We start from the raw sequence: 22,599 nt of genomic DNA, 5'->3' as shown, positions 1-22,599 counted from the left end.
TGTATTGTGTATCTCCATTACATATATTGATTATAATATAGGAACACATGTTCTGTAAATATAAAATTCCAATTAAAGGTTAAGGAAGTGAACATATGACATCCTCAACTTCCGCCCCATCCCCTGCGGATGAAGACCACCGTCTGATCAAAGGTCTGGTTGTGCGCACGCTTTTGCTGGATGTACTTGAACGAGATATTCGTACACTGGATACGCTGATGCTGAAGATGCCTGAAGTCTACATTCTGTCGCTGACCCGCATTCAGAACAATGTGCTCAAGGAGATGTTGGTCCTTCGTAAACAGATGAGAACCCGTGGTGTCAAAGTACTTGAAGAGAAACGGGAAGCCGAGGGTATCGAAACTCTGTATATGTGCAGGGGGTATTGGCAACGGTTCTATATGCTGTGGACATTCGCACGCAATGAAGTCAAAAAAGAACTCAGTCGGCATCTGCAGATGGACTTGGCGCAGACTTGATACAACTTTGACAATATTGAACCCCTCCCCAGCAAAACAAGTTGACCACGGAAGGTTACGTTCATTAAGATGGAGAAGAGATATCCAACCATTCCAATAAGGCATGATTTGATTTCAACCGGATATACTCTCAATGTCTTATCAATCAAGGAGCTGTACTTCATGGATTTGAATACCCATTCGATTAAACAAACACCCGCACATACAGGCATTGCAGCAGATGTAACAGAACTGATCGGCCAGACACCTGCCGTTAAACTGAACCGACTCACAGGCAGCGACTCCGCTGACGTATACGTGAAACTGGAATACTTTAACCCGAGTGGCAGCGTCAAAGACCGTGCCGCATACAATCTGATCGTTCAGGCTGAACTTGCGGGTCACTTGCTACCCGGCGCAACCATTATCGAACCAACCAGTGGCAATACGGGCATAGGTCTTGCGATGAATGCCGCCGCCAAGGGATATAAAGCTATTCTGATCATGCCGGACAATATGTCCAAGGAACGCATCAATATCCTAAAAGCCTACGGCGCAGATGTGGTGCTCACCCCTGCCGCGGAACGGATGCCTGGTGCGATTCGCAAAGCGAAAGAACTCCAGGCAGACATTCCGGGCAGTTTCATTCCGCAGCAATTCGAGAATCAGGCGAACCCGGACATTCACCGGATCACGACGGCTCCCGAGATTATGCAACAGATGGAAGGCAAGCTGGATGCCTTCATCGCTACGGCGGGAACTGGCGGAACCATTACCGGAACCGGGGAAGAACTGCGCAAGCAGTTACCCGATATCCGCATCTATGCGGTGGAGCCCAAAGGGTCTCCAGTGTTGTCCGGCGGCGAGCCCGGACCACATAAGCTCGTCGGTACAAGTCCGGGGTTCATTCCGGACATCCTGAATACCGACGTGTGGGATGCCATCATCCAGGTGTCCGATGAGGACGCACTGGATACGATGCGGCAGCTTGCTGCCCGGGAAGGGCTGTTGCTCGGCCCTTCTTCTGGGGCTTCGGTGTGGGCCTCCCTTCGCATCGCGAAGGAACTGGGGCCGGGGCACCGGGTGCTCTGCATTGCGCCGGATACCGGGGAACGGTATTTGAGCATGGGTATTTTTTAACACAGCAAAAATCTATACACATCAAAAAGGGGCTTCCATGTCCCATAAGTCATGAGCATGACGGAGGCCCTCCCTTATTAGCGCTCATTGGTCATTGGTTCTAATGAACCTGACACACGCTATTCGCTCCTATTTGCGCAGGTCTGACGTGTAACGAATCACAGCGACGTTATTTCTCCAAATTCGGTCGATTTACAGGCTTAAAAGCTATTTTCGACGGGATAACGTTACTGAGATTCGTTAGAATTCACATCGCTTAATTATCACTCTAATAAGGTGCGGTAGGTTCGTTAGAATGTTGGAGCGATTGGTAGCGAGAAGCGAGGGAAAATCCCTCGAAAAAAGGGAAGATACGTACATTGAAGGAACCATCAAAATAAAAAAATAAGCTCTTGCTCCCATACGGATGTTGAATCCGCAGAGAACAAGAACTTATTTTGGCAAGGAACTTTATCATCAAAAACAAAGCAAGAATATTTAACGTAAGCTAATTAATGTGTCAGGGTTGTCCATTCCACACCTTCAGGAAGCAGGGCCGCAATGCGGTCTTTGGCTTCCTTTTTGGTATACAGTGATTCATCGAGGATGACCGCAGAACCGGAATCCGTGCTTGTCCGAATCAGACGTCCGAGACCTTGCTTCACACGCAAGAGCATATACGGAAGATCGATCTCTTCGTATGGTGCTGCCGACGCACTGCGTTTTGCATTGAAGACAGGGTCCTGTGGTGGATACGGAAGCGACCAGATCATGACATTGGATAATGACGGTCCTGGAACGTCCAGTCCTTCCCACAGATTAACGGAGCACAGCACACTCTCCTCATCCTGCTGGAACGCCGCGATCAGATCACTGATCTCCCGGTCGCCCTCATACATAAAGCGCAAACCTTCTGCTTCAGGTACATGAACGATGTCCTGTTTGAACGCGCGTAGTTCTTCCATCGTACGGAACAGAATCAGCGCACGTCCTCCACTGTCCTGAAGTAACGACACCGCATCACGCATGCGATTTTCGTTCTCCGGGTGCCCCGGCACAGCTTCATTGGTAATTTTCATCTTCATTTTATCCGCATAATCATACGGGGAAGCTACCGAGAACGATACAAAATCATCAATGCCCAGGCTATCCGCTACATAACGGAATGAACTATCCACAGATAACGTTGCAGAGGAGAACACGATTGGAATACCTGTGTTGAACACCCGCTCGTTCAGCATTTCCTTCACGGTACGCGGCATGATCGATAAGGTCGTCTCATCCTCGCTCTCTTCCGCCCAGCAGATGTAACCATCTTCCTTGCGGAACAAGGCAAGCGCAGACTGAATCATGTCCAAATGTTCTTCCACGACACGCATCTGATAACCATCCAGCGAGAACAATCCGCTCTCAAATACCAGTTCCTCACCGATCGCATCCAGCACACTCGTCAGACGTTCAATCTCACGCAGCAGTGGCGGCTCTACCCGAACTTCTTTCCGTTCCGATCCCGGAATCGCCACCGTATACGTATCCAGCAATGCAAATAGTCGCTCACTGCTCTCAATCGCTTCATCTACACGCTCCGCGAGGGATTCACGAATCTCTCCTTCTAACAGGCGAGTCACGAGTTCCTCGAAGATACGGTGTTTCAGTTTGTAGCTCAGTGCGTTCAGTGCTGCTTCTTCCAGCAAATGTCCTTCATCAAATACAACTGAGCTGTGATCAGGCAGCAGGGGCAATTGTCCCTCGCGTTTGCGCGCATCATAGGTCCAGACATGCTCCATGTAATAATCATGGGAACAGATGATGATGTCTTTGGAACGACGGTAATGGTCACGCGACAGCGTCAGGCCGCAACGTTGACGTTTTGGACATACAAAACAATCCTGGAACGGGTCCCAATTAATTTTGTTCCACTGACGATCATTCAGATGTGGATACTGTTTCCGGTCACCATATGGATGGAAGGCCTGAAGTGTACCCGGCGTGTTCACAAAATCCGGCAGACTCTCATGCACTTCTTCAATAACAGGCGCATCCTCATCCGCAAATCGCATCGCACTTAATTTGTTCAGACAGACGTATTGGTCCGGTGACTTACCCAGACGTGCGTCCACTTCCAAGTCCAGATGTGCAGCCAGCTTGGCAATATCTCCGCCGGGCTTCACAAGCTGTTCAATCAAGGACTCATCGGCACAGGCGATCACTGCCGGTTTGCCCGTATAACGTGCATAACAGACCGCGTAGAGCAGATAGACTAACGTCTTGCCTGTTCCGACACCGGCCTCCGCCATAATGGTCTTTTTATCTCCATAGGCCCGTTCGAGCTGGTACGCCATAAAAATCTGTTCATCCCGTACCTCGAAGCCGGACTCTGGCAAAATATCGTAAAAAACATCGGCAACCCATTCCCCGAGACGGGATACAAAAGGTTCAGCCGGATCATATGCAAAAGGATAACGTTGTGTAGACAATCCTAGGTCAGCCTCCATTCTTAGACGCGGTCCTCTTTCATTTTTCCGTTCAAAAAAGGCCGCAGGGCAAAAGTTAATTATCTCACGCGATGAAGCGGGTGACAAGCTTTTTTTACGAGATTATTTGCGAGGTTCAATGTATAGAACCATTTTTCAGGGAAAATATATACAGGAATCCACTTTAAGGAAAGGCGGTGCTCCACTCCATGAATCATCAGTCTTCACAATCAGAGCATTCCTCAGACAAAGACCCTGAGACATTAACGGATCGACAAGGTCATCCCATTACGGACAATCAGAATGTACGAACCGTTGGCAGTCGGGGACCGACTACGCTGGAGAACTATCATTTTCTCGAAAAGATTACTCACTTCGACCGTGAACGTATTCCTGAACGTGTGGTCCATGCCCGCGGCGCTGGCGCTCATGGCGTATTTGAAGCGTATGGAACGGCCGGAGATGAACCGGTATCGAAGTACACACGTGCACGTCTGTTTCAGGAGAAAGGCAAACAAACGCCCGTGTTCGTTCGCTTCTCTACCGTTATACATGGTGGACATTCACCGGAGACCCTGCGGGACCCGCGCGGGTTTGCTGTAAAATTCTATACCGAAGACGGCAACTGGGATCTGGTGGGTAACAATCTGAAAATCTTTTTCATTCGCGACCCACTCAAATTCCCGGATATGGTACATGCCTTCAAGCCAGATCCTCTGACCAATGCACAGGATATGGAGCGGTTTTTCGATTTTGTCTCGCTAAGTCCTGAAGCTACCCATATGGTCACGTTCCTCTTCTCTCCATGGGGCATTCCAGCGAATTATCGGCAGATGCAAGGGTCGGGTGTTAATACATACAAATGGGTCAATCAGGAAGGCAAGGGCGTACTCATCAAATACCACTGGGAACCGCTCAATCAAGGGATACGCAACCTGCTGCAAAAAGACGCAAGCGAGATTCAGGGACAGAATTTCAACCATGCGACGTTGGATCTTTATCACGCCATTGAACAAGGGGAGTATCCCGAATGGGAGCTGTGCGTTCAAGTAATGGAGGACGGCGAGCATCCAGAGTTGGACTTCGACCCGCTGGACCCAACCAAGCTATGGCCGCAAGATCAGTTCCCTTTTCTACCTGTGGGAAAAATGACGTTGAATCGTAATCCCGAGGATTATTTCAATGAAGTGGAGCAAGCAGCGTTTGGCACAGGTGTATTGGTAGACGGGCTGGATTTCTCAGATGACAAACTGTTGCAAGGGCGCACCTTCTCCTATTCGGATACCCAGCGTCACCGGGTGGGTGCGAACTATCTGCAATTGCCTGTAAATGCACCGAAGAACCGGGTTGCAACGAATCAGAGCGGCGGGCAGATGCAGTATCAGGTGGATCGTGCACCGGGTCAGAATCCGCATGTGAACTACGAACCTTCTTCGCTTGGTGGCTTAAAGGAAGCACCCCCTCGTGGCAAGGAGCATGAACCACTGGTGGAGGGCCGACTTGTCCGCGAGAAGATTGAGCGCACCAATGACTTTGGACAAGCGGGTGATACGTACCGGGCGTTCGAGGATTGGGAGCGAGATGAGCTGATCAGCAACATGGTCGGCGCGTTGGCACAATGCAAACCGGATATCCGGGATCGCATGATCTCTTACTTCACCCAAGCGGATGCGGATTACGGTCGGCGCGTCTCTGAAGGGTTGGCCTCTGTACCAACCGATGATAGTGCCACAGTCCAACCGAAACATGAACCCAGTGTCGAGCAAGCAGAGAAACGCAGTCGTGAGACGGACGGATATTAAAATAGCTGGACAGCGTTTAGACTGATAAGTCTGACACTGTTAGTACATTCGAGTATGTTGAGTAAGCAGATTACGTTCTGAATTAAACATAGCCCTGATCGTCAAGTTGCCAGTTGCAGCTGCTATCAGGGCTTTTTCATGACTAGCTGGAGTGTAATCTCCACTTCAGGATGCATGCAGCTATGTATTTTAGATTGAATGAAGTTCATAGGAGTGGATCATAAGTAAAACTGGTACTCTTAGGATTGAAAAGCGTACTTCTCTACGTTCATTTCAGATGATTCTTCGTTAAATGAGAGCTATCACACAATGGAAAGATTACATAATTCACGTGATATTACAGGCATTGGAAGCTTGCAGGCCTGACCTGCCTGCATGTACCTCCATCTGATCAGATGATTATTGATGATAACGCTTACAACATTTACCATAAAGCTGTGTCCTAGAGATTACACCTAACCAGCCGGCATGATCTATCTCATAGGTAACGGTCTGCTACACGGCTACCACATGCTCTTCATTCTATTCCCAATTAACCAAGGAGGCTTACGTAATGAAATTATTCCCATCCACATCCACTCATGTATCTGCACGATCTGCACGTTCTCTGAAGGAACGCTCCCTCAAATCGAAAATGGCCCAGATCTGTCTGAGCGCCGCGTTCCCTCTATTATTGATTGGTGGTGGATCGGCTGGTGCTGAAGAGCTGATCGAGAGCAGCTTACAACCCCCCTCCGAATCGGTGGCGACTTCGAATATCGCACTTGCTGCAGGTGATCTCTATGTCTCCCCTAACGGCTCAGCCAGCAATCCGGGTACGATCAACAGTCCAACGTCACTGGCTAACGCATTAACCCAGGTCGCACCGGGCAAAACGATCTATCTACGCGGCGGTACCTATAACTTCTCCCAGACCATTACCATTGAACGTGGCAACAGCGGCACATCGAGCCAACGCAAAAACCTGGTGGCCTATGGATCGGAAAAACCGGTCTTTGATTTCTCCACTCAAGCCTTCGCTTCCACCAACCGCGGGCTGCAAATGTTCGGAGACTACTGGTTCGTCAAAGGGCTTGAGGTGAAGGGTGCGGGCGACAACGGCATCTTCATCGGAGGCAGTTACAACCGTCTGGAGCAGATTGAAGCTCATCACAACCGGGATACGGGTATTCAAATGGGACGTTATGCTTCTACAGCCGCCAAGAGTGAATGGCCTGCATATAATGAAGTGATTCGTTCTTACTCCCACAACAACTATGACCCGGATGACGGCGAGGATGCCGACGGTTTTGCGGCCAAACTGACCGTAGGCCCGGGCAACGTCTTCGACGGTTGTATTGCGGCCTATAACGTGGACGATGGCTGGGATCTGTATAGCAAAACGGACACAGGTGCCATCGGCGCGGTTACGATCCGCAACAGCATCGCCTATGCGAACGGTGCAACATCAGACGGCACTTCCACCTCCAACAGCGATGGCAACGGCTTCAAGCTGGGCGGTGAGAAGATTGCAGTGAATCATATCGTTGAGAACAGCATTGCGTTTAATAATAAAAAGCACGGCTTCACCTACAACAGCAATCCCGGTTCGATCCAGATGAAAAATAACACCTCCTGGAACAATGGGCAAAGCAACTTTGCCTTTGATGTAGGCACCCACATCTTCACCAACAACCTGTCCTTCCAAGGCGGCGCCAGTGACAAAACAAGCGGAACCGACGTCAGCAGCACCAACGTCTGGTGGAAGAACAAAAAAAGCGAGAACGCCAAAGGCCTGCTCGTCAGCGCAGCCGACTTTGTCTCCCTCGTGCCTTCGGTAACACGTAGCGCCGACGGAACACCTGTCTTGGGTAATTTCCTGAAGCTTGCGGGTGGCAGTGATTTGATTGGTTCGGGTACGCCAGCGGGTAAGAATATTGGGGCACGGTAGGTATGTGAGTAAATAAGATAAAAGAATAATTTAAAAGCAATTCCCCTCCCCCCAATGCCAGCCTAATCGGTGGTAATGGAGGAGGGGATTCTTGAATTGCTTTGTATTGTCAGCTGGCTTATGAGGTAGATAGATAAATACTTATGTTTTGGCTAAAACCTCAATCATCAGTCTGCCGCCTGTACGAAAACCTTGCTCGAATGCCGCTTCCACATACATCGACGTGGACTGTCCGATCAAGTCGATCAGTTGTTCCAAAGCATCGTATTCTGTATCTGTGAGATTTGTTTTGTAGTTCTGCATCATGTCCGATATTTGACGATTGATCTCTTGATACTCAGCCTGCTCAGGATGAATCGACTCGTCCAACCGCAGGTTCCCGTGAAACAAATCTTCGATCAGGTTTGACATATTATCCTTCATGGTAAGGTCACCTCAGGAAGATTGTAACTCAAGGGAAGAGATGAAATGCGGATTTAGCGGGAAAACCGCTAGTGTTTTTTTATTGAGTCGAAGTTAAAGTTAAACTCATACCTCAAACACCAAAGGAAGCTTATCTTGCTGTAGTCAACGCTCACAAATGGCTCACATTCTGTCATATGAAGGCAAAAGAAAAAGCACCACGAGGGGGGCTTTAGTCGACATGTTTATGATCATTTCGCTACTATCATTTGAATGATATACATTTATCCCAAAGGATTGATACTAAGGGCTTTTATTAAGGATTCCTTCATGTTTTGAATAAACTCGGCGCGAGTTTCAGAAGAAATTTCCAACAGAGACAGATAAGGATTCAAGTCCTCCAGTTCAACTAATAGCAGTTCTCCTGATAGTGTGCGACATGCATCCACACGTTGAATACCGTAGTCAATGTTATTCCAATCAATAAACTTTTGTGCAAAAGATAAATCTTGTTCAGTAGGTGTATATTCTTTCAATTCCCAACGTTTATCCTTATCCGGTGCATACAATGCGTACTGATAGTCCTTGTCAATGAAGTAAAAGGATACCTCGTATTCAAAAGGGATAAACGGTTGCACCAGAATACTATGCTGCTCATTATCAATTTCATTAGTTAGTTCTTCTTTAGAAATTTTCTTCATGCCAATGGAATCAGCGCCATCTTTTGGTTTGACAATGAAGTATTCTACCTCGGGTAGAAATTTAACATTTTCAACGGAATCTATGGTGGGTATAACCGGGAAATTCACATTTGTTAATTCCAACAAATACTCTTTTCCATTCATATCTGCTTTGCCATTAAATGAATTGTAAGTATTTAGTTGCTTGTCTACTATTCTCTTACGAAAAGCTTGATACTTTTCTTTAAAATTGGCAACAGGACCTGCATTTCGAAAGACAATTAAATCGACAACATCCTCGAAGCTCTCGATATCCTCCGGATGGCAAATAATCAAGTCGAACTCTTCTCTAAGTTTGGAAGTGAGATACAGGTCTTCTTCATAATAGTTTCTGCCTTTAGCTGGATAGTAAAGGTCTGTTACAAATAACAACTTCTTCAAAAAGTAACACCTAACTTTCGTATTCTTTTTATTAACCCATTCTTAACATATTATACGATGTTAATCTCCTATTCAAAGAAAATAAGAAAAAGCGAGATGCGGAACGCCCCAGTCATATGCCGCTATTGCAGCTGTACGTTTCATTCTCGCCCGATTTCCACAATACAAATATATCACGTGAAAAGTCCAACGAAAGGCCATCATGTGGCCATAATCAGGTCAAAAATAGGTCACTTTTTTATTCAAACGATTCTCACCCATGTCTTTCTTACTTTTAAAGTAATATCTTCCCCTTACTGGTCATTGACCATTTCCTTGCGGTCAATTGAGAAGTCAACTTATCAACATTAGGTAATTATAGTACTGCAGATCCATTGTTCATATAATTGCTCAAGTGTTCAAAAAGCCCCATAATATACGCCCACATCTTCGAGCCTAGGTTTCCATAATGTTCATCCAAAGATTGCTCAAATTTACTAGGGATTTGAATATCCATTAATCTCCTATAATGTTGAATAACGGAACAGGATGTTGTACTTGATGTACAAAAACTTAATCGCAATAAATTCAATATTCATTCAAAATAACCAAAATAAGGAACTAGAACAAACTATCATAGTACAAATTATAGTTTATAGAAGCAGATTAGCAATATATTCCATTAAAGTTGATTGGAGGAAAACAATCATGAATATAATAATTGAGAAGTTAAAAGTCACAGATATTGAAAACTTGTATGAATTCGAAATTGAAAACAGAACTTTTTTCGAGGAAATGGTACCGTCTCGAGGAGATGATTATTACATACCTGAGGTTTTTAAAGTAAGGAATGAATCTCTACTTGATGAACAAGTCAAAGGACTCTCCTTTTTTATCTAATAAAAGACGAAAATAACTCTATTCTTGGAAGAATAAATTTAGTTGATATTGATTCCGATAAAATAGGATTTCTCGGCTACAGAGTGGGACAAATCCACACTGGAAAAGGTGTTGCTAAAAAAGCATTAAAATTATTACTTAATACGTTAGTTGATTTAGATATAAAAGAAGTTAAGGCAAAAACAACCACCAACAATATAGCATCTCAAAAAGTTTTAGAGCAAAACGGATTCGAGCATACAGAAACTAGTGATAATCAATTTGAAATGAATGGCCAAATGTTAAAATTCATTACTTATAAATGGACGAATAAACCATCATTTTAATCACCAATCAGATGCAGCTGTTTAAGCTGAAGATCATAAGCCAAATTCCTCGTTCAAGATACTGAGGGGTTAGGCTTTTTTTGTCTTTTAAGATTCCTTATATTTTGAATTTCGCGCTCTTGATGTTATTCCTTTGGGAAACTCATTGAGTATTGCAGATGAATTGGTTCTTACGCGCATTTAGTGAAACAAACTAGGTATATGTAATGTAATTTAAGTTCACATTCCCTCCACCTTCGTATAACGTTATTTCCCCTTTCAGTAATTCGATTAAGTTTCCGATCTCTTCCTGGATCGTGGCGAAGTCTCCAAATATATCCGATCCCAAAGAATTACTAATCAGATAACCATTCTTTAACGAAGAATCAATGCCTAAGTCCACGATAACTTCGTTGAAATCTTCTTTATATTCAATGGTATACCTATATTTAATCATGTTCGTATCTCCAATCAGTTGTGTCCAAGTCATTTCTTAAAAAACGCAGAAGAACCAAGGTAACAAAAAACAGAGCAATCATAGTGATATCTAACCATAATCGACCTGTTCGATGTAACAGAGTAACATTAATTAGGGATGAAACCAGAGCCTTTTCCTGCGTACAACTCAATTGATGAAGTAGTTATACAGATATTATGTTATTGATTGAATGATGGATTCACTCTGCACTGGGTAGTCCATCAAACTGTAACATGACTAATACCCTATCTATCCTATAAATACAACAGCATCTTTGCGCTGAAATGCTATGGGCAATTTATTTTGAAGAATTGTTATTCTTTCAAACATTTTATCCCTTTTTTCCTCAGTTAAGTTTTTTACCGCCCAATCTTTGATTTGAATTAGTTCCTCAATTATTGACGGTACATCTTCCTCCTCTACATCAACACCTGATGAAAAGAGGTCTGTCCATTGTAACCCGAGTGCTTCAATCGCAGGTTGCCAACATTCTTTAAAAAACGATTCCGTAGCAATGGGAACAAAGAAACAACTCTGTTCAAAATCATTTTGTGGTTCATATATTACAGCACTGACTGACATGCACTTATTCACCTCCAAAAGTAGCACTAAATTTGTAGTCTGGAAACTCTTCTCTTTTGAGAACTCGATCTTCTGTGCAAAATCGCAAACATTTCGAAAATCTTCTTTCATGTAAAAACACACTTTTCTTTTCTGTTCACCAATGTACTCTTCTCTTCTATTAAAGAAACGAAAATAACAAAAGAACAGATTAATCATGGTGATATATTGACCACGATCAATCTGCTGTATTTGTTGAATGATGAATCAATACTAATTAAGTAGCCTCTACTTAAATTTCCATAAAGATATTAGACAATCTTCACATACTTTATACAATAGCTTTAAAAGGAGCATGACCTGTTTCAGCATTTCTTAATAAAGTCGGTTTTCTAAAACGCAAACTGGTTTCCAGCTTGAAGATAGCGGTATCTCCTTCAATTTCTATAAAAGATACATTAATCCATATAGGAGCTTTCGGAAAAAGACCTCCTAAAACCCCAACAACATCTTCTAACAATAGTTTTTTACCACCAACATTCTCTTTAGATAACACAAGACGTTTCATCATTTCATCGCCACCATCTAACATTTTCCCCTGTTCCTCAACCGGCTCTATGATAAACTTAACGATATCGCTCGTAATGTTTTTTGCCTTTTTTATCTTATCAACGGCTTTAGATAAATTAGTCGAAAAAATTACCTCGTTCATTTGAGTAGTCAAAATATCTCCCCCTATTATTTCAGTTTAGTTGAATATACTTTCTTTAATTTCCCTATATCGACATAACCACTTCTCGTTACTTCTAGTTGATATATCTCTAACCAAGCGTTTTCTGTCTTTATTCCAGCACTATTGAATATCTGCTCATATTTTTTAGCTTGCTCAGTTGTTGGTGTATAGTGTCCTGATTCATTTGTTATTCTTCTTGCATTTCCGTTTGCATCGACTTTTAGTTTTCCAGCAGCTTGAACATCAGCTCCATTTGCTAAATGAGAATGTCCTCTTCCAACATTTAAATTACCATCTACATCTATGACAAAGTCAACCTCTTTAATTCCATCTCGAATCTTAACTTGGCCATTCTTCAAAACATAGTCAAAACTCTTTCCTTGCTGAATCTCATTTGGATATCTATTTTCAATGATTTGGACAGGTCTAACATCACCCGTCCCCTTAATCTTACTACCTTTCCTTGCCTCAGCCGCTTCCAAATTCTTTTTAATCTTCGCCACAGCTGGATGAGAAGAAGGCAAGCGAAACGGACCTTTGCTACCCGGCATACTCCCGCGAACCATCTGAAATGCCATAAATAGCTGACTGAACTTCAGAGAAGTCAACATGATCTGAGCATACTTATCGGATACAGGCTCGCCTGTGAAGGGATGAATCCCATTTTCGAAGGCTTTGATCTGCATCGCATAAATATCTTCCCCTGGCGCTTCAGCATCCGTAGCCTGCATCCGATTGATATCCAAATGCCCCTGATCCTTCTTATATGCCTGGAGCGCAGCCTGATCCGTAACGCCATTCTCGTTCACAGGCATCCACATCAGCTTCCCATACACATTGACTTGTGCCATCCGGTAGCCTTTATCCTCCGGACCCTCATCATTTCCCAAGGTCTTCATCATTGCTCCCGCACCCACAGCGCCAACAGCACTTCCAAGACTCACCTTTTCAGCATCGACATTCTCAAATCGCGTAGCGATCTCCTTGAGTTCCTTGGAGATGCCCACCATACTCTCCAGTGCTTTATCCAATATAGGACGCGACTGTTCAAACTCATAGTAGAATCGCTCCTGCGTCGCCCCCATCCACATTATCTGAACGAACATGATCTGTCTCGTCAGTTCACTGCGAATATGCTCCAACTGTTGTCTGGCCTGATCCACCTGATTGGATACATGATGTAGTTGCTCAGGATTCACCTTAATCGTACTCATCCGTTTTCACCGCTCATCTGATATATGATTAACCTATGTTAGCAGAAGTATTAGTACAATACATCCGCCTAACCTCCTGATTTCACTGCATGAACCCACGCTCAGAATGATTTATATCCGTCCTTCAGCCCCATAGGATCTCTTTGTAGGTATATATTGTTCCTGAGGATTGTCCTTCAATTTGACGACTAAAGGATACTGTGGCAATTTACTGCGATGAGCAGAAAACTTTAACAAATCATAGTATTAATGAAGAAACTTGACTCATGTGGATGATTAGGTGTACTATATGTTTGTATAAATGGAATATATTACAATTTAAATATTCATTTTGGAATCTTATATTAACAAGATGGGTATCAGAGCCTAACATAACTAAGATATCAATGCGTATAAATGAGTTTTTATATTTTGTCTGCAACACATAATCATTGGCAGGCATTCATTTTACATATACATTCCTACTTCATAGAGTTTTCTAGCCTGTAGAGTTCTACCATTTTCATAAGAGAGGAGGGCAAGAGGATTTAATTTGTAAGCAGGTCTATTTGTCGTAACCGCATGTTTTTGTAAAAGAATACCCATAACAAGAAAGGTGGAATTTATTGCTATGAGAAAATTGTTTAGTTTAACTCTTATTCTTGTTCTAGTGCTTTCGTTTAATGTTGCTGCTTATGCAGACGGTGACGTGACTCAAGCCAAACCTATGACAAAGGAAGAAATTATTAATTCCAAAGAATTCCGTGAAGCTGTGAAAGCGGCTAAGGCTGAATTTGAATCGCAGAAGGCTGATAATGCGGGTGGTCCAGTCCTATTTGCGCCTGCTCCGAAAGTATCTCACATTAATGTATATGGTGTCGTATCTCCGAATGGTGGTCAAGAAATTTACGGCTTCAATAACAACCCGCTCTCCACGACCAATGATCATGGTGGGGCTTGGATTCAGTGTATTACTTTCCAGATCGGTTATGACAGCAGTCACTACGGCACACTCGCCGGCAATACAATGACAAACAACTGGTCTGAAGCTATTGATCTGGACGGTGATCGTGTCGTAGATGCTTTTGCCCATTCTTGGGTTTATGAATCTCCTAATACAACAGGCGGACAATTTGTAGGTACGGTCTATTCCATTAATATTCCAACACAGTGGACCGCTTGGATTAATGTTCGTTAAGAGGAAGGATGTAATCTGAATATTGGAGGACTTGGCTATCCTGGTTCTATCATGAGGAATACGGGAAGTAAGTAAGCCCGAAGGCTCATCAGCTTCGGATACGAATCGGATCGCACCTAAATTGGATGTGACAGCTCCCTCTTCTGCTAACAATTATGTTAGTACATTTTCTCAGGTGACCTTGAAGAATGGTCTCAAGAAGTCAAGGATGCGTGGAACAAAGCAGAGGAAACAAGCAGTGGCTTCAATCCCTTATCCAATCTGGATTGATGGACACGGATTTGATTCTTGATCAGGCGCAGGGATATACATCCCTGCGTCTTTTCTCATACACCATATGCTTCCCCACTACCATCAAGTTAGTAGAGGCAGCTAACTAATCCCTCGCGCTTTCGATTAGCCTTAGTTTCTTAGTATCCCGAGCCGGAGATGAACCGAAGAAACGGGAGTATTCTCTATTAAACTGTGAAGTACTCTGATAGCCAACTTGATATGCGGCACCGGCTACTGTATAACCCTCAAATGCAATGAGGTTTCTAGCCTCCAACAGCCTTAATTGCTTTTGAAATTGAATAGGACTTAACCCTGTTGCACTTTTAAACTGACGGTGAAAGGTGTTTATAGCCATACCCGATTTGGTTGCCATCTCGCCGACGTCTATTGGACTCATAAAATGATCGCGAAACCATTTTACAATTTGAGAAATCTTCGAAAAATTACTCTCCTGCATACCCAGTTGCCTCAAATACCACCCTTGTGGTCCCATCAGAACACGATATAGGATTTCGCGTTCATAGGCCGGCGCAAGAGCTGGAATATCTCTTGTTGTCTTGGTTAATCGCAATAACCGTAGCCATGCCTCCATAAATTCAATATCTATCTCACAAGCTGCGAACGGCTCCGAAGACGTTGGTATCAGATTTTCAGGCAGATCTCTTAATAAGCTTTGAAGGACATTCTGATTCAACACAAGACCAAGGGACATGTAAGGACCGCCATTAGGGTCTGGATATACCCTCGCCGTTGCGGGAACATGTACCGGCAGAACATAATATGAGGGTCCCCCCAAGGTAATACTGCGCTCCCCGATTGAAAGAATCTTTGTTCCTTGAACCGTAAACCCAATCATCGGCTCGTATAGCGCTGCAAGCTGATGTGCGGGTATATCTCCCTTAATCATACTCAGCCCCGGCACTTCCGTTGCAATCGGTCGAGTACCTGCATATTTCATTAAATCTATAATTTCATCCATAATTTTATTCATACACCTATTTTATCAGACGACTCTGTATCCCTCAACACAACACCGACATGAATCGGCACTTTTAGGCTTTTCTTATATATAAAACAAAGGAAATTACAATTACATAAAATTAAACATGGTGATTTTAGGCAATTATAAGGTGTTATTAGATCTATATAATTTCAGCAGAGGAGACTACAATAAAGTCCAGATCGATCACAAGAGAGGGTGGATATGATGAAAATTGCAATCGTAACAGGTGGAAGTAATGGCATTGGTAAAGCGACGGCTCTTGAACTGGGCAAGCGCGGAATTAGCGTGATTCTCACATACAATTCTTATAAGGACCGGGCAGAAGCTGTCGTTAAGGAAGTTGAGAAGAATAATGGAGTTCGGGCTGCAGCACTGAAGTTGGATCTGACGCAAGTATCAACATTCGAAGGTTTCTCCCTGGAAGTTAAGAAATGTCTCAAAGACATTTGGGATAGAACAACTTTTGATTACTTAGTTAATAATGGAGGTATTGGCGGACCCATGATGTTCAATGAGATGAGCGAAGAGTACTTCGACAAGATTCTTAATACGAACTTTAAAGGACCGGTTTTTCTAACACAACACCTCGTGCAATTCATGGATGATGCTGGAGCCATCGTAAATACCACAAGTTCATCCAAAAACCAATCATTCCCAGGTTACTCTGCCTACGGTTCGTTAAAAGCAGCCTTCTCCACATGGACTCGTTATATCGCCAAAGAACTTGCACCTCGCAACATTCGGGTTAACGCCGTTTCTCCCGGTCCTACGCACAGCAATTTTGGCGATGGAGTATTCGATAAGCATCCCGAATTCATCAAGCCACTGGCTGAGCAATCTGTATTTGGCAGAATAGGCCAACCCGAAGATATTGCGAAGGTAATTGTGAATGTATTGTCCGATGATTTCGGCTGGGTTACAGCTCAGGACATTGAAGTGTCTGGCGGACATTTGCTTTAAAAATGTAAAGACAACACGCTGTGAATAACGGCATATCTGCGGAGTTCCACACTGATATTGCTCTGCTTATAGAACATTATTCTAGCTGCTACGTTCGATTATACTTGGTTTATTTAGCTCATGGTGTTTGGCCATGAGCCTTATTTATTTTCGTAAGAGTAGTATTACATTGCTCTCTCCGGTTCGTGTATTTCTTGATTTGCTTGTTAAACATTCGATCAGATGCGTCGGATACAGACTTCTCCAGATCGGTTTGGGAAAGCTGTGAAAGGGTCTTCCTTTTCTATTTGCACACTATATTTTACGCTCTGCTCCATAGAAGTATTGAGACCGCTACGGCTACTTTCGTTCATTATTATGGAAGTTGATGGATCCGAAAGTGCGTAACCGTTGGTCGGCATCATGGTTCCAAGCGCAAACCATAGGACCAGAAAAATGATAAAGCGGTAATAGTAATTTAGTCCTCAATGATAAGGACTATTTTCTTTTATACTTTGATGACATTTGGAATCAATCTGATTAAATAATCAATTTTCGGTAGGAAGGATGCTCGTAAGAGCATCCTCCAAAAGGTTGCTGCATACAACAAAAGCCGCCGGATGGCGACTTTTTAGTAAAAAACACTTCTTATTATAATCTGCTCACATAATACAAACTACTTTTCCTCTGTATATATAAACACATACGTACTCTCATCCGATTTCTCTTCTGAAAAAACAAACTCTAACCGATCAAAGTTTCTTATATCCTTCACATCTGTAATTTTACGCTCTGCCATATATCGTACCATCTCACCTCTAGCCATTTTGGCCCGGGTTGCCTTTTCAACAATCTTCCCATCAACCATTTGTCCAAATACACAAGTGATAAAGCGGGTTTCCTCGCTCAGAAAAGGCGTGATGTTTTTGCTATATTCTTTGGAAGCCAAATTCAGAATGCAATTGCTTTCCGACTGAAGCTGATCTGCGAGTTTGCTGCCCCAAAATTGATAGAGCGTTTTGAAACCCGGACCTTGCAGCTTGCCCTGCATCTCCAACCGATATGGTGTAACCCCATCCAAAGGCCGCAACATGCCATAAAAACCGGATAATATACGTAAATGCTGCTCCAGATACGCCAGTTCCTCATTTTGAAAAACACCTGGCGCCATATATTGATACTGAATGCCTTCGTAGGAATAGATTGCTGGTGTCAGATTTGCTTTTATATTCATATTCTGAATCCGCTCCACGTTCTGTTCGGCGATTGCATCGTTACACTTCCACATCGCTTTGAGTTCGTCATAGGATAACTTTTGAAGCAGACTCAATAGCTGTTCTGACTCGTTTATAAATTGCGGCATCTGCGCGATAGCCATAAGATCGGTATCAATCTTCATCTTTTTAGCTGGTGATATGATAATTCTCATCGTGCTGATCCATCCTTAATCTACCGTTGTTTTAGTCGTTATCCATTGTACAGGATTGGACAGGCGAATCCAATGCCAAGGCTTAACTAAATCCCTCATGGTACCTTTGAAAAGACTCAAAAATGAACAAGTCAGCCCACGATTGGACCGGCTTGTTCATTCGAATTCAACACATTAGATTGGTGAGAAAGCAAGGCTCGCATTTCAAACCGCTATTAGGGAGATACGCTCCCCGCGCTGCTATTTTGCTCTGTTTTTGTAGTCGGCAATTGAATCATTGGCGTATTTGACCCACTTACATATGGAAGGGCTCCATCCCATTTCTTGATGGTTTCATATTCAACGAGTTGACTCGATAATGATTGTTGAAGCTCTTTGTTTGCTTTAGCTTGACCTTCTGCTTCGATCAATAGTTTGTCTGCATTACCTTGCGCTTCCACGCGCTTGCGCTCTGCTTCTTTTTTCGCGATCTCAAGTTCAGTCGTTTTACGTTCCAGTTCTTGAGAAGCTTCAACACGCTTATCGATTGCTTCCTGAGTCTTGGCATCAGGTTGAGGAACACCTACAGTAACGTTGGATACAATAAAACCTAACTCTTTAACGTCATCAGAGAAACGTTGTTGCACATCGACGCCTGCTTCAGATGACTTTTCACCATACACATCAATGACTGTAAACTTGGAAATTCCTTTACGGGCTGCGTCACGGAAACGTGTTTTGAGATATGTATCCTCAATTTCTTGAATGCTAATTGGCCCAAATGTATTGAATATAGAAGATACTTTACTTGGTTCTACCTGGTAGTTGTAAGCAAAATCAATGGTGATGTTTTTTCCGTCAGAAGTTGCAATCTGAATGTCTCTGTATTCCACCGTTTGAATTCGGATCGGATATTTCGTTACTTTATCAAACGCTCCAACCAGTTTCCACCCTTGACTCAGTGTACTATCTTTTACCCCTCCATTGGGTGAATATACGACCCCAACATATCCGTTAGGAATTCGTGTGACAAAGAAGGTCACCAGTAGCGCTCCCACAATAATAACCAATGCCACCGTGATCGCTCCTACCCTAAACGTCTTTGAATTTTTCATCAACATTCTCCTCTTGTTTGAATTTATTGTATTTCTTCAGAATTCTACTACCTATTTTATTGAATAGCGGGATCATTAATGCCCATAGAATAAAAGCTAGGATAATGATTAAAATGATTCCCCCAATAAATGGCATATTCGTCCTCCCCTCTATGGATGTAACCGAGTACAAATTTATAAATAGCAACTAATTATATCCTTCTTTATATATACTTTGTAAATTGGTATTAGGTTTCAAGGATGTTTAGAGCTTGAAGTACTAATAATTTATATCATAGGTTACTACTTCTTATCATTTACAACTCATTTTTAGGTGAGTTTAATCTTTCTAAATCATAATATGGATTGGAAATATGATCTCCAACCTCCATAATTGTCTCTTTAATCTCGTTTAAAATTATTAAATCTATATTATCTTCTTCACTTATAGACTCTTTAATTTTAATAAAACAATTCTTTAAACCAAGGTTAACAACAATAGAGAGTATGATGTCTACATCTTCGTAGGAATTAGTATTCCATAACTTTCTCATTAAGACATCCATTTCATTTCTAGTTCTATCCTCTAAAAGCTCATAAGTCATGATCTGTCGATCTGTTAATTCGGATAGGATGGACAGAAAAACTTTTTTATCAAGAATCTTATTTTTAAAATCTTTTAAAACATTCCTGAACAAAGACAGTAAAACTTCTGTAGGTAACCTATCTGGTAATTTCTCAATATCTCCTATATTCATTTAATCATTTCCCTTTAGTCTGTATATGGATATAATCCAAAGATTGATTTTTTTGTCTAAACTCCATCCGGACGTAACACTCCATAAAACCGGACAATATCAGAACATACCATTGAAGAATTATGGATCAGGCCATAGTTGCATCCATTGCTCTTCTCTGTAGGTGTATACAACTTCCTGTGGATTGTCCTTTAATTTGACGACTACAGGATACTGTGGCATTTTACTGCGACGAGCAGTGATGCTAATGATATCATGTTCATCCATACCCTTTTCAACGATTAAATACGTTATTAAACCATCTTCAAGCTCCTTCATATCACTCTTATAGGAGCCATACCATGTGACTGAAGCTACAACTATTAGTGCAATTACAATCAATGCTCCCTTTAGAAATCTCATTTTATTCACCTCACTTTAGCCTGTAGTTTGTAATTCTATTAATATTCCCGCTTATTATCACCATCATTTGGTAACCACTATCTTTTCCGAGTTTCCTTCCCAATCAATCTGAACTATAAATTCATCCTCATCCAAAAATGGGGAAATCCCTTCAGCTTTTCCTCTGATCACAGTATTAAAAGGAACTTCTCCTGTAGAATGAATATTTTCGCTCATAAATTTGGTTTTAACTTTTTCAATTAATGAAGGATTATCTCCTAAGTACCTAATTTCATATTCATAGCTTGCTACATCGCTATTACTTTGAACTGTACATGAAACACGCCAATTCTCACTCTCTCCTGTATATGAAGTGACTTTGTTTGAACAAGCGGATGCTGTCAATAGAAGAAGAAAAAGCAAAAAAAACGATACTCTTTTCATATAAATCCCCTTTATTATGAATTTCAAATGTTAATCCTGTTATGGCAACACAGGACGAACCAGACTTTGACACAAGCAAATATACTATTGTAAAAAAGACTGTCGCATTTGTATAACAATCTGCCAAAGTGATCTATAACACTCCGTTCATCCAAACACGGGAAAGCCGATCTCCGCAGATCGCAATTTTATGAGAAAATCATATGTCTATAATCAGTATGATGGCGTAGTTATTGATAATACGAATTACGGTTTGGTATATACCGATGACCCTGATAAGTTGGAATCCATTGAACTTGTGTTCAACAAAGTCTATGACTACGATGCTGGAAAAACCATTGTAGAGCCCACTTTGTTGAAAATTCCTTTTGCTGTTCAAGAATAGTGTAAACACAGCTCCATCGCACAATATGACAAAACTATTACTCTAAAAAACCATTCTAATTCATTGAACTGCACCTCCAATTGGTAGTTGTGTCTAACAATTGGGGTGCAGTTCATTCATTTGGAGTGGTTTTTTGTTTATATATTCATGGTATCCAATCGCTTTTCGTATGCAATGCTGCTACGTCCAACCGATTGCTGGAGGCTCGTTATTCATATGCCTGATCGAGGATCTAAATCATCTCAATTGAAGCTGACAAAAAATAACTTCAACATTATAATTGTTACATATTATCCAAAAGCAGTGATGACCAGGAGGACAAGATGCAATTTCAACCAGTGTATCATGATGGGGAACTATTTTTACCCAAAATCGAATTAAATATGGCATGTAACCAATCGATTGGCATTATAACAGACTTGAAGCGAAAACAGATTTTAATGAATCAACTGCAGGATCGTTCCCAATATTACATACTTCGAGCTCAACAAAACGAGTATACACAATTAACGGTGGAAGAATTAATCACATTTTTAATCAACATAACAGAGCGGAATGATCGTGCCACTATGTTATTGGATTATTTCGCTTTGAAAGAAGAACGGAAGGTAAAAATAAAGAATCTAAGCCCATCAAAAAGGATGTATGTGACGTTGTTGCGCGTTTATTTTGCACATCAGTCTACACTCGTACTGGAGGAGCCCTATTTTTATTTGGAAGAACAAGACCGGCGCCAGTTTAAACGGATTTTAGATGATCTTTCGAAACAAATACAGATTTTAATTTTAACTTCTAATCTAGAGGATGCCATGATTTCCTGTGATTCAATTTATCGTCTGAATGAATCCGGATTTCATCTATTGGATATTCGTGATTCAGAAGAGGATAAGCAAGCAGTGCAGGAACAAGATCGAGCCAATATAACCCTGCAGAAGATTTATACGAAAAAAAATGACAAAGTAATTTTATTTAACCCGCCTGAAATTGATTACATAGAAAGTATGGATGGTTCAGTTCTTGTCCATGTAGGTGGAGAAAGTTTTGTCTGTGCGCTGACGCTAACCGAGCTCGAGCAGAGATTGTTTAACTTCGGATTCTTTAGATGTCATCGATCCTATATTGTTAATCTACAGAAGGTAAGAGAGATTATTACATGGACGAAGAATAGCTACAGCTTGCGATTAAATACAGGCCAAGATGCGATTGTTCCGTTATCTCGTTCAAAATTACAAGAATTAAAAACACATCTTAACATTTGATT

General features: G+C 42.3%; 20 protein-coding genes and 3 pseudogenes. 9 read left to right on the top strand and 14 right to left on the bottom strand.

Annotated elements, in window-relative coordinates; genetic code table 11:
- Positions 1 to 95 precede the first annotated feature (95 nt).
- Both MHI14_RS10540 and cysK read left to right on the top strand, forming a co-directional pair.
- Complete coding sequence (locus tag MHI14_RS10540; protein WP_289389750.1) at positions 96 to 479, top strand: hypothetical protein; 384 nt, start codon at positions 96 to 98, stop codon at positions 477 to 479.
- 162 nt (positions 480 to 641) lie between these two features.
- Positions 642 to 1,598 carry a cysteine synthase A gene (gene cysK / locus MHI14_RS10535; protein ID WP_091028738.1) on the top strand — a complete coding sequence of 319 codons (957 nt, stop codon included), beginning with the start codon at positions 642 to 644 and terminating at the stop codon, positions 1,596 to 1,598.
- Positions 1,599 to 2,089: 491 nt separating this feature from the next.
- On the opposite strand, the gene MHI14_RS10530 is transcribed toward cysK, so the two are convergent.
- The gene (locus MHI14_RS10530; protein WP_341130280.1) at positions 2,090 to 4,072 is read right to left on the bottom strand and encodes an ATP-dependent DNA helicase; all 1,983 of its coding nucleotides are present in this window, start codon (positions 4,070 to 4,072) and stop codon (positions 2,090 to 2,092) included.
- A 188-nt stretch (positions 4,073 to 4,260) separates the two neighbouring features.
- On the opposite strand from MHI14_RS10530, the gene MHI14_RS10525 reads away from it, so the two are divergent.
- Both MHI14_RS10525 and MHI14_RS10520 read left to right on the top strand, forming a co-directional pair.
- The gene (locus MHI14_RS10525) at positions 4,261 to 5,853 is read left to right on the top strand and encodes a catalase (RefSeq protein WP_289389753.1); all 1,593 of its coding nucleotides are present in this window, start codon (positions 4,261 to 4,263) and stop codon (positions 5,851 to 5,853) included.
- A gap of 553 nt (positions 5,854 to 6,406) precedes the next feature.
- Positions 6,407 to 7,783 carry a right-handed parallel beta-helix repeat-containing protein gene (locus MHI14_RS10520; protein WP_341130279.1) on the top strand — a complete coding sequence of 459 codons (1,377 nt, stop codon included), beginning with the start codon at positions 6,407 to 6,409 and terminating at the stop codon, positions 7,781 to 7,783.
- A 141-nt stretch (positions 7,784 to 7,924) separates the two neighbouring features.
- Here MHI14_RS10520 and MHI14_RS10515 read toward each other — a convergent pair whose 3' ends face one another.
- Entirely contained in the window at positions 7,925 to 8,206 is a 282-nt protein-coding gene (locus tag MHI14_RS10515; RefSeq protein WP_091028729.1) for a DUF6809 family protein, read from the bottom strand.
- 263 nt (positions 8,207 to 8,469) lie between these two features.
- Complete coding sequence (locus tag MHI14_RS10510; RefSeq protein ID WP_091028726.1) at positions 8,470 to 9,306, bottom strand: hypothetical protein; 837 nt, start codon at positions 9,304 to 9,306, stop codon at positions 8,470 to 8,472.
- Between the two features lie 687 nt (positions 9,307 to 9,993).
- On the opposite strand from MHI14_RS10510, the pseudogene MHI14_RS10505 reads away from it, so the two are divergent.
- Positions 9,994 to 10,511, top strand: a pseudogene (locus tag MHI14_RS10505) (GNAT family N-acetyltransferase).
- A 193-nt stretch (positions 10,512 to 10,704) separates the two neighbouring features.
- Here the strand turns inward: MHI14_RS10505 and MHI14_RS10500 are convergent.
- From MHI14_RS10500 to MHI14_RS10480, 5 genes and pseudogenes are all read right to left on the bottom strand, one after another.
- Positions 10,705 to 10,947 carry a hypothetical protein gene (locus MHI14_RS10500; RefSeq protein ID WP_339309974.1) on the bottom strand — a complete coding sequence of 81 codons (243 nt, stop codon included), beginning with the start codon at positions 10,945 to 10,947 and terminating at the stop codon, positions 10,705 to 10,707.
- 270 nt (positions 10,948 to 11,217) lie between these two features.
- Positions 11,218 to 11,748 carry a hypothetical protein gene (locus MHI14_RS10495; RefSeq protein ID WP_341130278.1) on the bottom strand — a complete coding sequence of 177 codons (531 nt, stop codon included), beginning with the start codon at positions 11,746 to 11,748 and terminating at the stop codon, positions 11,218 to 11,220.
- A 112-nt stretch (positions 11,749 to 11,860) separates the two neighbouring features.
- Positions 11,861 to 12,241 carry a hypothetical protein gene (locus MHI14_RS10490; protein WP_111618892.1) on the bottom strand — a complete coding sequence of 127 codons (381 nt, stop codon included), beginning with the start codon at positions 12,239 to 12,241 and terminating at the stop codon, positions 11,861 to 11,863.
- Positions 12,242 to 12,267: 26 nt separating this feature from the next.
- Positions 12,268 to 12,681, bottom strand: a pseudogene (locus tag MHI14_RS10485) (hypothetical protein); the annotation flags it as partial.
- Between the two features lie 534 nt (positions 12,682 to 13,215).
- A pseudogene (locus tag MHI14_RS10480) lies at positions 13,216 to 13,476 on the bottom strand (WXG100 family type VII secretion target); the annotation flags it as partial.
- 610 nt (positions 13,477 to 14,086) lie between these two features.
- On the opposite strand from MHI14_RS10480, the gene MHI14_RS10475 reads away from it, so the two are divergent.
- Positions 14,087 to 14,653 carry a DUF4879 domain-containing protein gene (locus MHI14_RS10475; RefSeq protein ID WP_249913438.1) on the top strand — a complete coding sequence of 189 codons (567 nt, stop codon included), beginning with the start codon at positions 14,087 to 14,089 and terminating at the stop codon, positions 14,651 to 14,653.
- A 376-nt stretch (positions 14,654 to 15,029) separates the two neighbouring features.
- Here the strand turns inward: MHI14_RS10475 and MHI14_RS10470 are convergent, their stop codons facing one another.
- Positions 15,030 to 15,917, bottom strand: a complete 888-nt coding sequence (locus MHI14_RS10470) for an AraC family transcriptional regulator (protein ID WP_133385458.1) — start codon at positions 15,915 to 15,917, stop codon at positions 15,030 to 15,032.
- Between the two features lie 213 nt (positions 15,918 to 16,130).
- Here MHI14_RS10470 and MHI14_RS10465 point away from each other — a divergent pair, with 213 nt between their 5' ends.
- On the top strand, positions 16,131 to 16,889 hold the full coding sequence (locus MHI14_RS10465) for an SDR family NAD(P)-dependent oxidoreductase (RefSeq protein ID WP_240768060.1): 759 nt from the start codon (positions 16,131 to 16,133) through the stop codon (positions 16,887 to 16,889).
- A 655-nt stretch (positions 16,890 to 17,544) separates the two neighbouring features.
- Here the strand turns inward: MHI14_RS10465 and yaaA are convergent.
- The 5 genes from yaaA to MHI14_RS10440 form a co-directional block, all read right to left on the bottom strand.
- Positions 17,545 to 18,297: a peroxide stress protein YaaA gene (gene yaaA / locus MHI14_RS10460; protein WP_341130277.1), complete on the bottom strand. Its 753-nt coding sequence runs from the start codon at positions 18,295 to 18,297 to the stop codon at positions 17,545 to 17,547.
- Positions 18,298 to 18,512: 215 nt separating this feature from the next.
- Positions 18,513 to 19,391: a prohibitin family protein gene (locus tag MHI14_RS10455; RefSeq protein WP_249913434.1), complete on the bottom strand. Its 879-nt coding sequence runs from the start codon at positions 19,389 to 19,391 to the stop codon at positions 18,513 to 18,515.
- Positions 19,392 to 19,687: 296 nt separating this feature from the next.
- The gene (locus MHI14_RS10450; protein ID WP_341130276.1) at positions 19,688 to 20,128 is read right to left on the bottom strand and encodes a hypothetical protein; all 441 of its coding nucleotides are present in this window, start codon (positions 20,126 to 20,128) and stop codon (positions 19,688 to 19,690) included.
- Positions 20,129 to 20,248: 120 nt separating this feature from the next.
- A complete protein-coding gene (locus tag MHI14_RS10445) occupies positions 20,249 to 20,530 on the bottom strand; it encodes a hypothetical protein (RefSeq protein ID WP_341130275.1) in 282 nt (93 codons plus the stop codon).
- 63 nt (positions 20,531 to 20,593) lie between these two features.
- Positions 20,594 to 20,953, bottom strand: coding sequence for a hypothetical protein (locus MHI14_RS10440; protein ID WP_341130274.1), 360 nt, complete (start codon positions 20,951 to 20,953; stop codon positions 20,594 to 20,596).
- 190 nt (positions 20,954 to 21,143) lie between these two features.
- Here MHI14_RS10440 and MHI14_RS10435 point away from each other — a divergent pair, with 190 nt between their 5' ends.
- Together MHI14_RS10435 and MHI14_RS10430 are read left to right on the top strand one after the other, a co-directional pair.
- Entirely contained in the window at positions 21,144 to 21,338 is a 195-nt protein-coding gene (locus tag MHI14_RS10435) for a hypothetical protein (protein ID WP_341130273.1), read from the top strand.
- Between the two features lie 323 nt (positions 21,339 to 21,661).
- Positions 21,662 to 22,597, top strand: coding sequence for a LytTR family transcriptional regulator DNA-binding domain-containing protein (locus tag MHI14_RS10430; RefSeq protein WP_341130272.1), 936 nt, complete (start codon positions 21,662 to 21,664; stop codon positions 22,595 to 22,597).
- Positions 22,598 to 22,599 lie beyond the last annotated feature (2 nt).

The organism is Paenibacillus sp. FSL K6-2393 (assembly GCF_038002545.1).
Lineage (GTDB): Bacteria > Bacillota > Bacilli > Paenibacillales > Paenibacillaceae > Paenibacillus.
Note: the sequence above shows the minus strand (reverse complement) of the source record. Positions and strands in the feature narration are given on the sequence as shown.

Excerpts from the sequence above, each read along its gene's own strand:
- MHI14_RS10465 (WP_240768060.1), top strand. The coding sequence starts at position 16,131 with ATGATGAAAATTGCAATCGTAACAGGTGGAAGTAATGGCATTGGTAAA.
- MHI14_RS10525 (WP_289389753.1), top strand. The coding sequence starts at position 4,261 with ATGAATCATCAGTCTTCACAATCAGAGCATTCCTCAGACAAAGACCCT.
- MHI14_RS10490 (WP_111618892.1), bottom strand. The coding sequence starts at position 12,241 with ATGAACGAGGTAATTTTTTCGACTAATTTATCTAAAGCCGTTGATAAG.
- MHI14_RS10455 (WP_249913434.1), bottom strand. The coding sequence starts at position 19,391 with ATGAAAAATTCAAAGACGTTTAGGGTAGGAGCGATCACGGTGGCATTG.
- MHI14_RS10450 (WP_341130276.1), bottom strand. The coding sequence starts at position 20,128 with ATGAATATAGGAGATATTGAGAAATTACCAGATAGGTTACCTACAGAA.
- MHI14_RS10515 (WP_091028729.1), bottom strand. The coding sequence starts at position 8,206 with ATGAAGGATAATATGTCAAACCTGATCGAAGATTTGTTTCACGGGAAC.
- MHI14_RS10445 (WP_341130275.1), bottom strand. The coding sequence starts at position 20,530 with ATGAGATTTCTAAAGGGAGCATTGATTGTAATTGCACTAATAGTTGTA.
- MHI14_RS10430 (WP_341130272.1), top strand. The coding sequence starts at position 21,662 with ATGCAATTTCAACCAGTGTATCATGATGGGGAACTATTTTTACCCAAA.
- MHI14_RS10495 (WP_341130278.1), bottom strand. The coding sequence starts at position 11,748 with ATGATTAATCTGTTCTTTTGTTATTTTCGTTTCTTTAATAGAAGAGAA.
- MHI14_RS10440 (WP_341130274.1), bottom strand. The coding sequence starts at position 20,953 with ATGAAAAGAGTATCGTTTTTTTTGCTTTTTCTTCTTCTATTGACAGCA.
- MHI14_RS10435 (WP_341130273.1), top strand. The coding sequence starts at position 21,144 with ATGAGAAAATCATATGTCTATAATCAGTATGATGGCGTAGTTATTGAT.
- MHI14_RS10500 (WP_339309974.1), bottom strand. The coding sequence starts at position 10,947 with ATGATTAAATATAGGTATACCATTGAATATAAAGAAGATTTCAACGAA.
- yaaA (WP_341130277.1), bottom strand. The coding sequence starts at position 18,297 with ATGAGAATTATCATATCACCAGCTAAAAAGATGAAGATTGATACCGAT.
- MHI14_RS10530 (WP_341130280.1), bottom strand. The coding sequence starts at position 4,072 with ATGGAGGCTGACCTAGGATTGTCTACACAACGTTATCCTTTTGCATAT.
- MHI14_RS10470 (WP_133385458.1), bottom strand. The coding sequence starts at position 15,917 with ATGAATAAAATTATGGATGAAATTATAGATTTAATGAAATATGCAGGT.
- MHI14_RS10475 (WP_249913438.1), top strand. The coding sequence starts at position 14,087 with ATGAGAAAATTGTTTAGTTTAACTCTTATTCTTGTTCTAGTGCTTTCG.
- cysK (WP_091028738.1), top strand. The coding sequence starts at position 642 with ATGGATTTGAATACCCATTCGATTAAACAAACACCCGCACATACAGGC.
- MHI14_RS10540 (WP_289389750.1), top strand. The coding sequence starts at position 96 with ATGACATCCTCAACTTCCGCCCCATCCCCTGCGGATGAAGACCACCGT.
- MHI14_RS10520 (WP_341130279.1), top strand. The coding sequence starts at position 6,407 with ATGAAATTATTCCCATCCACATCCACTCATGTATCTGCACGATCTGCA.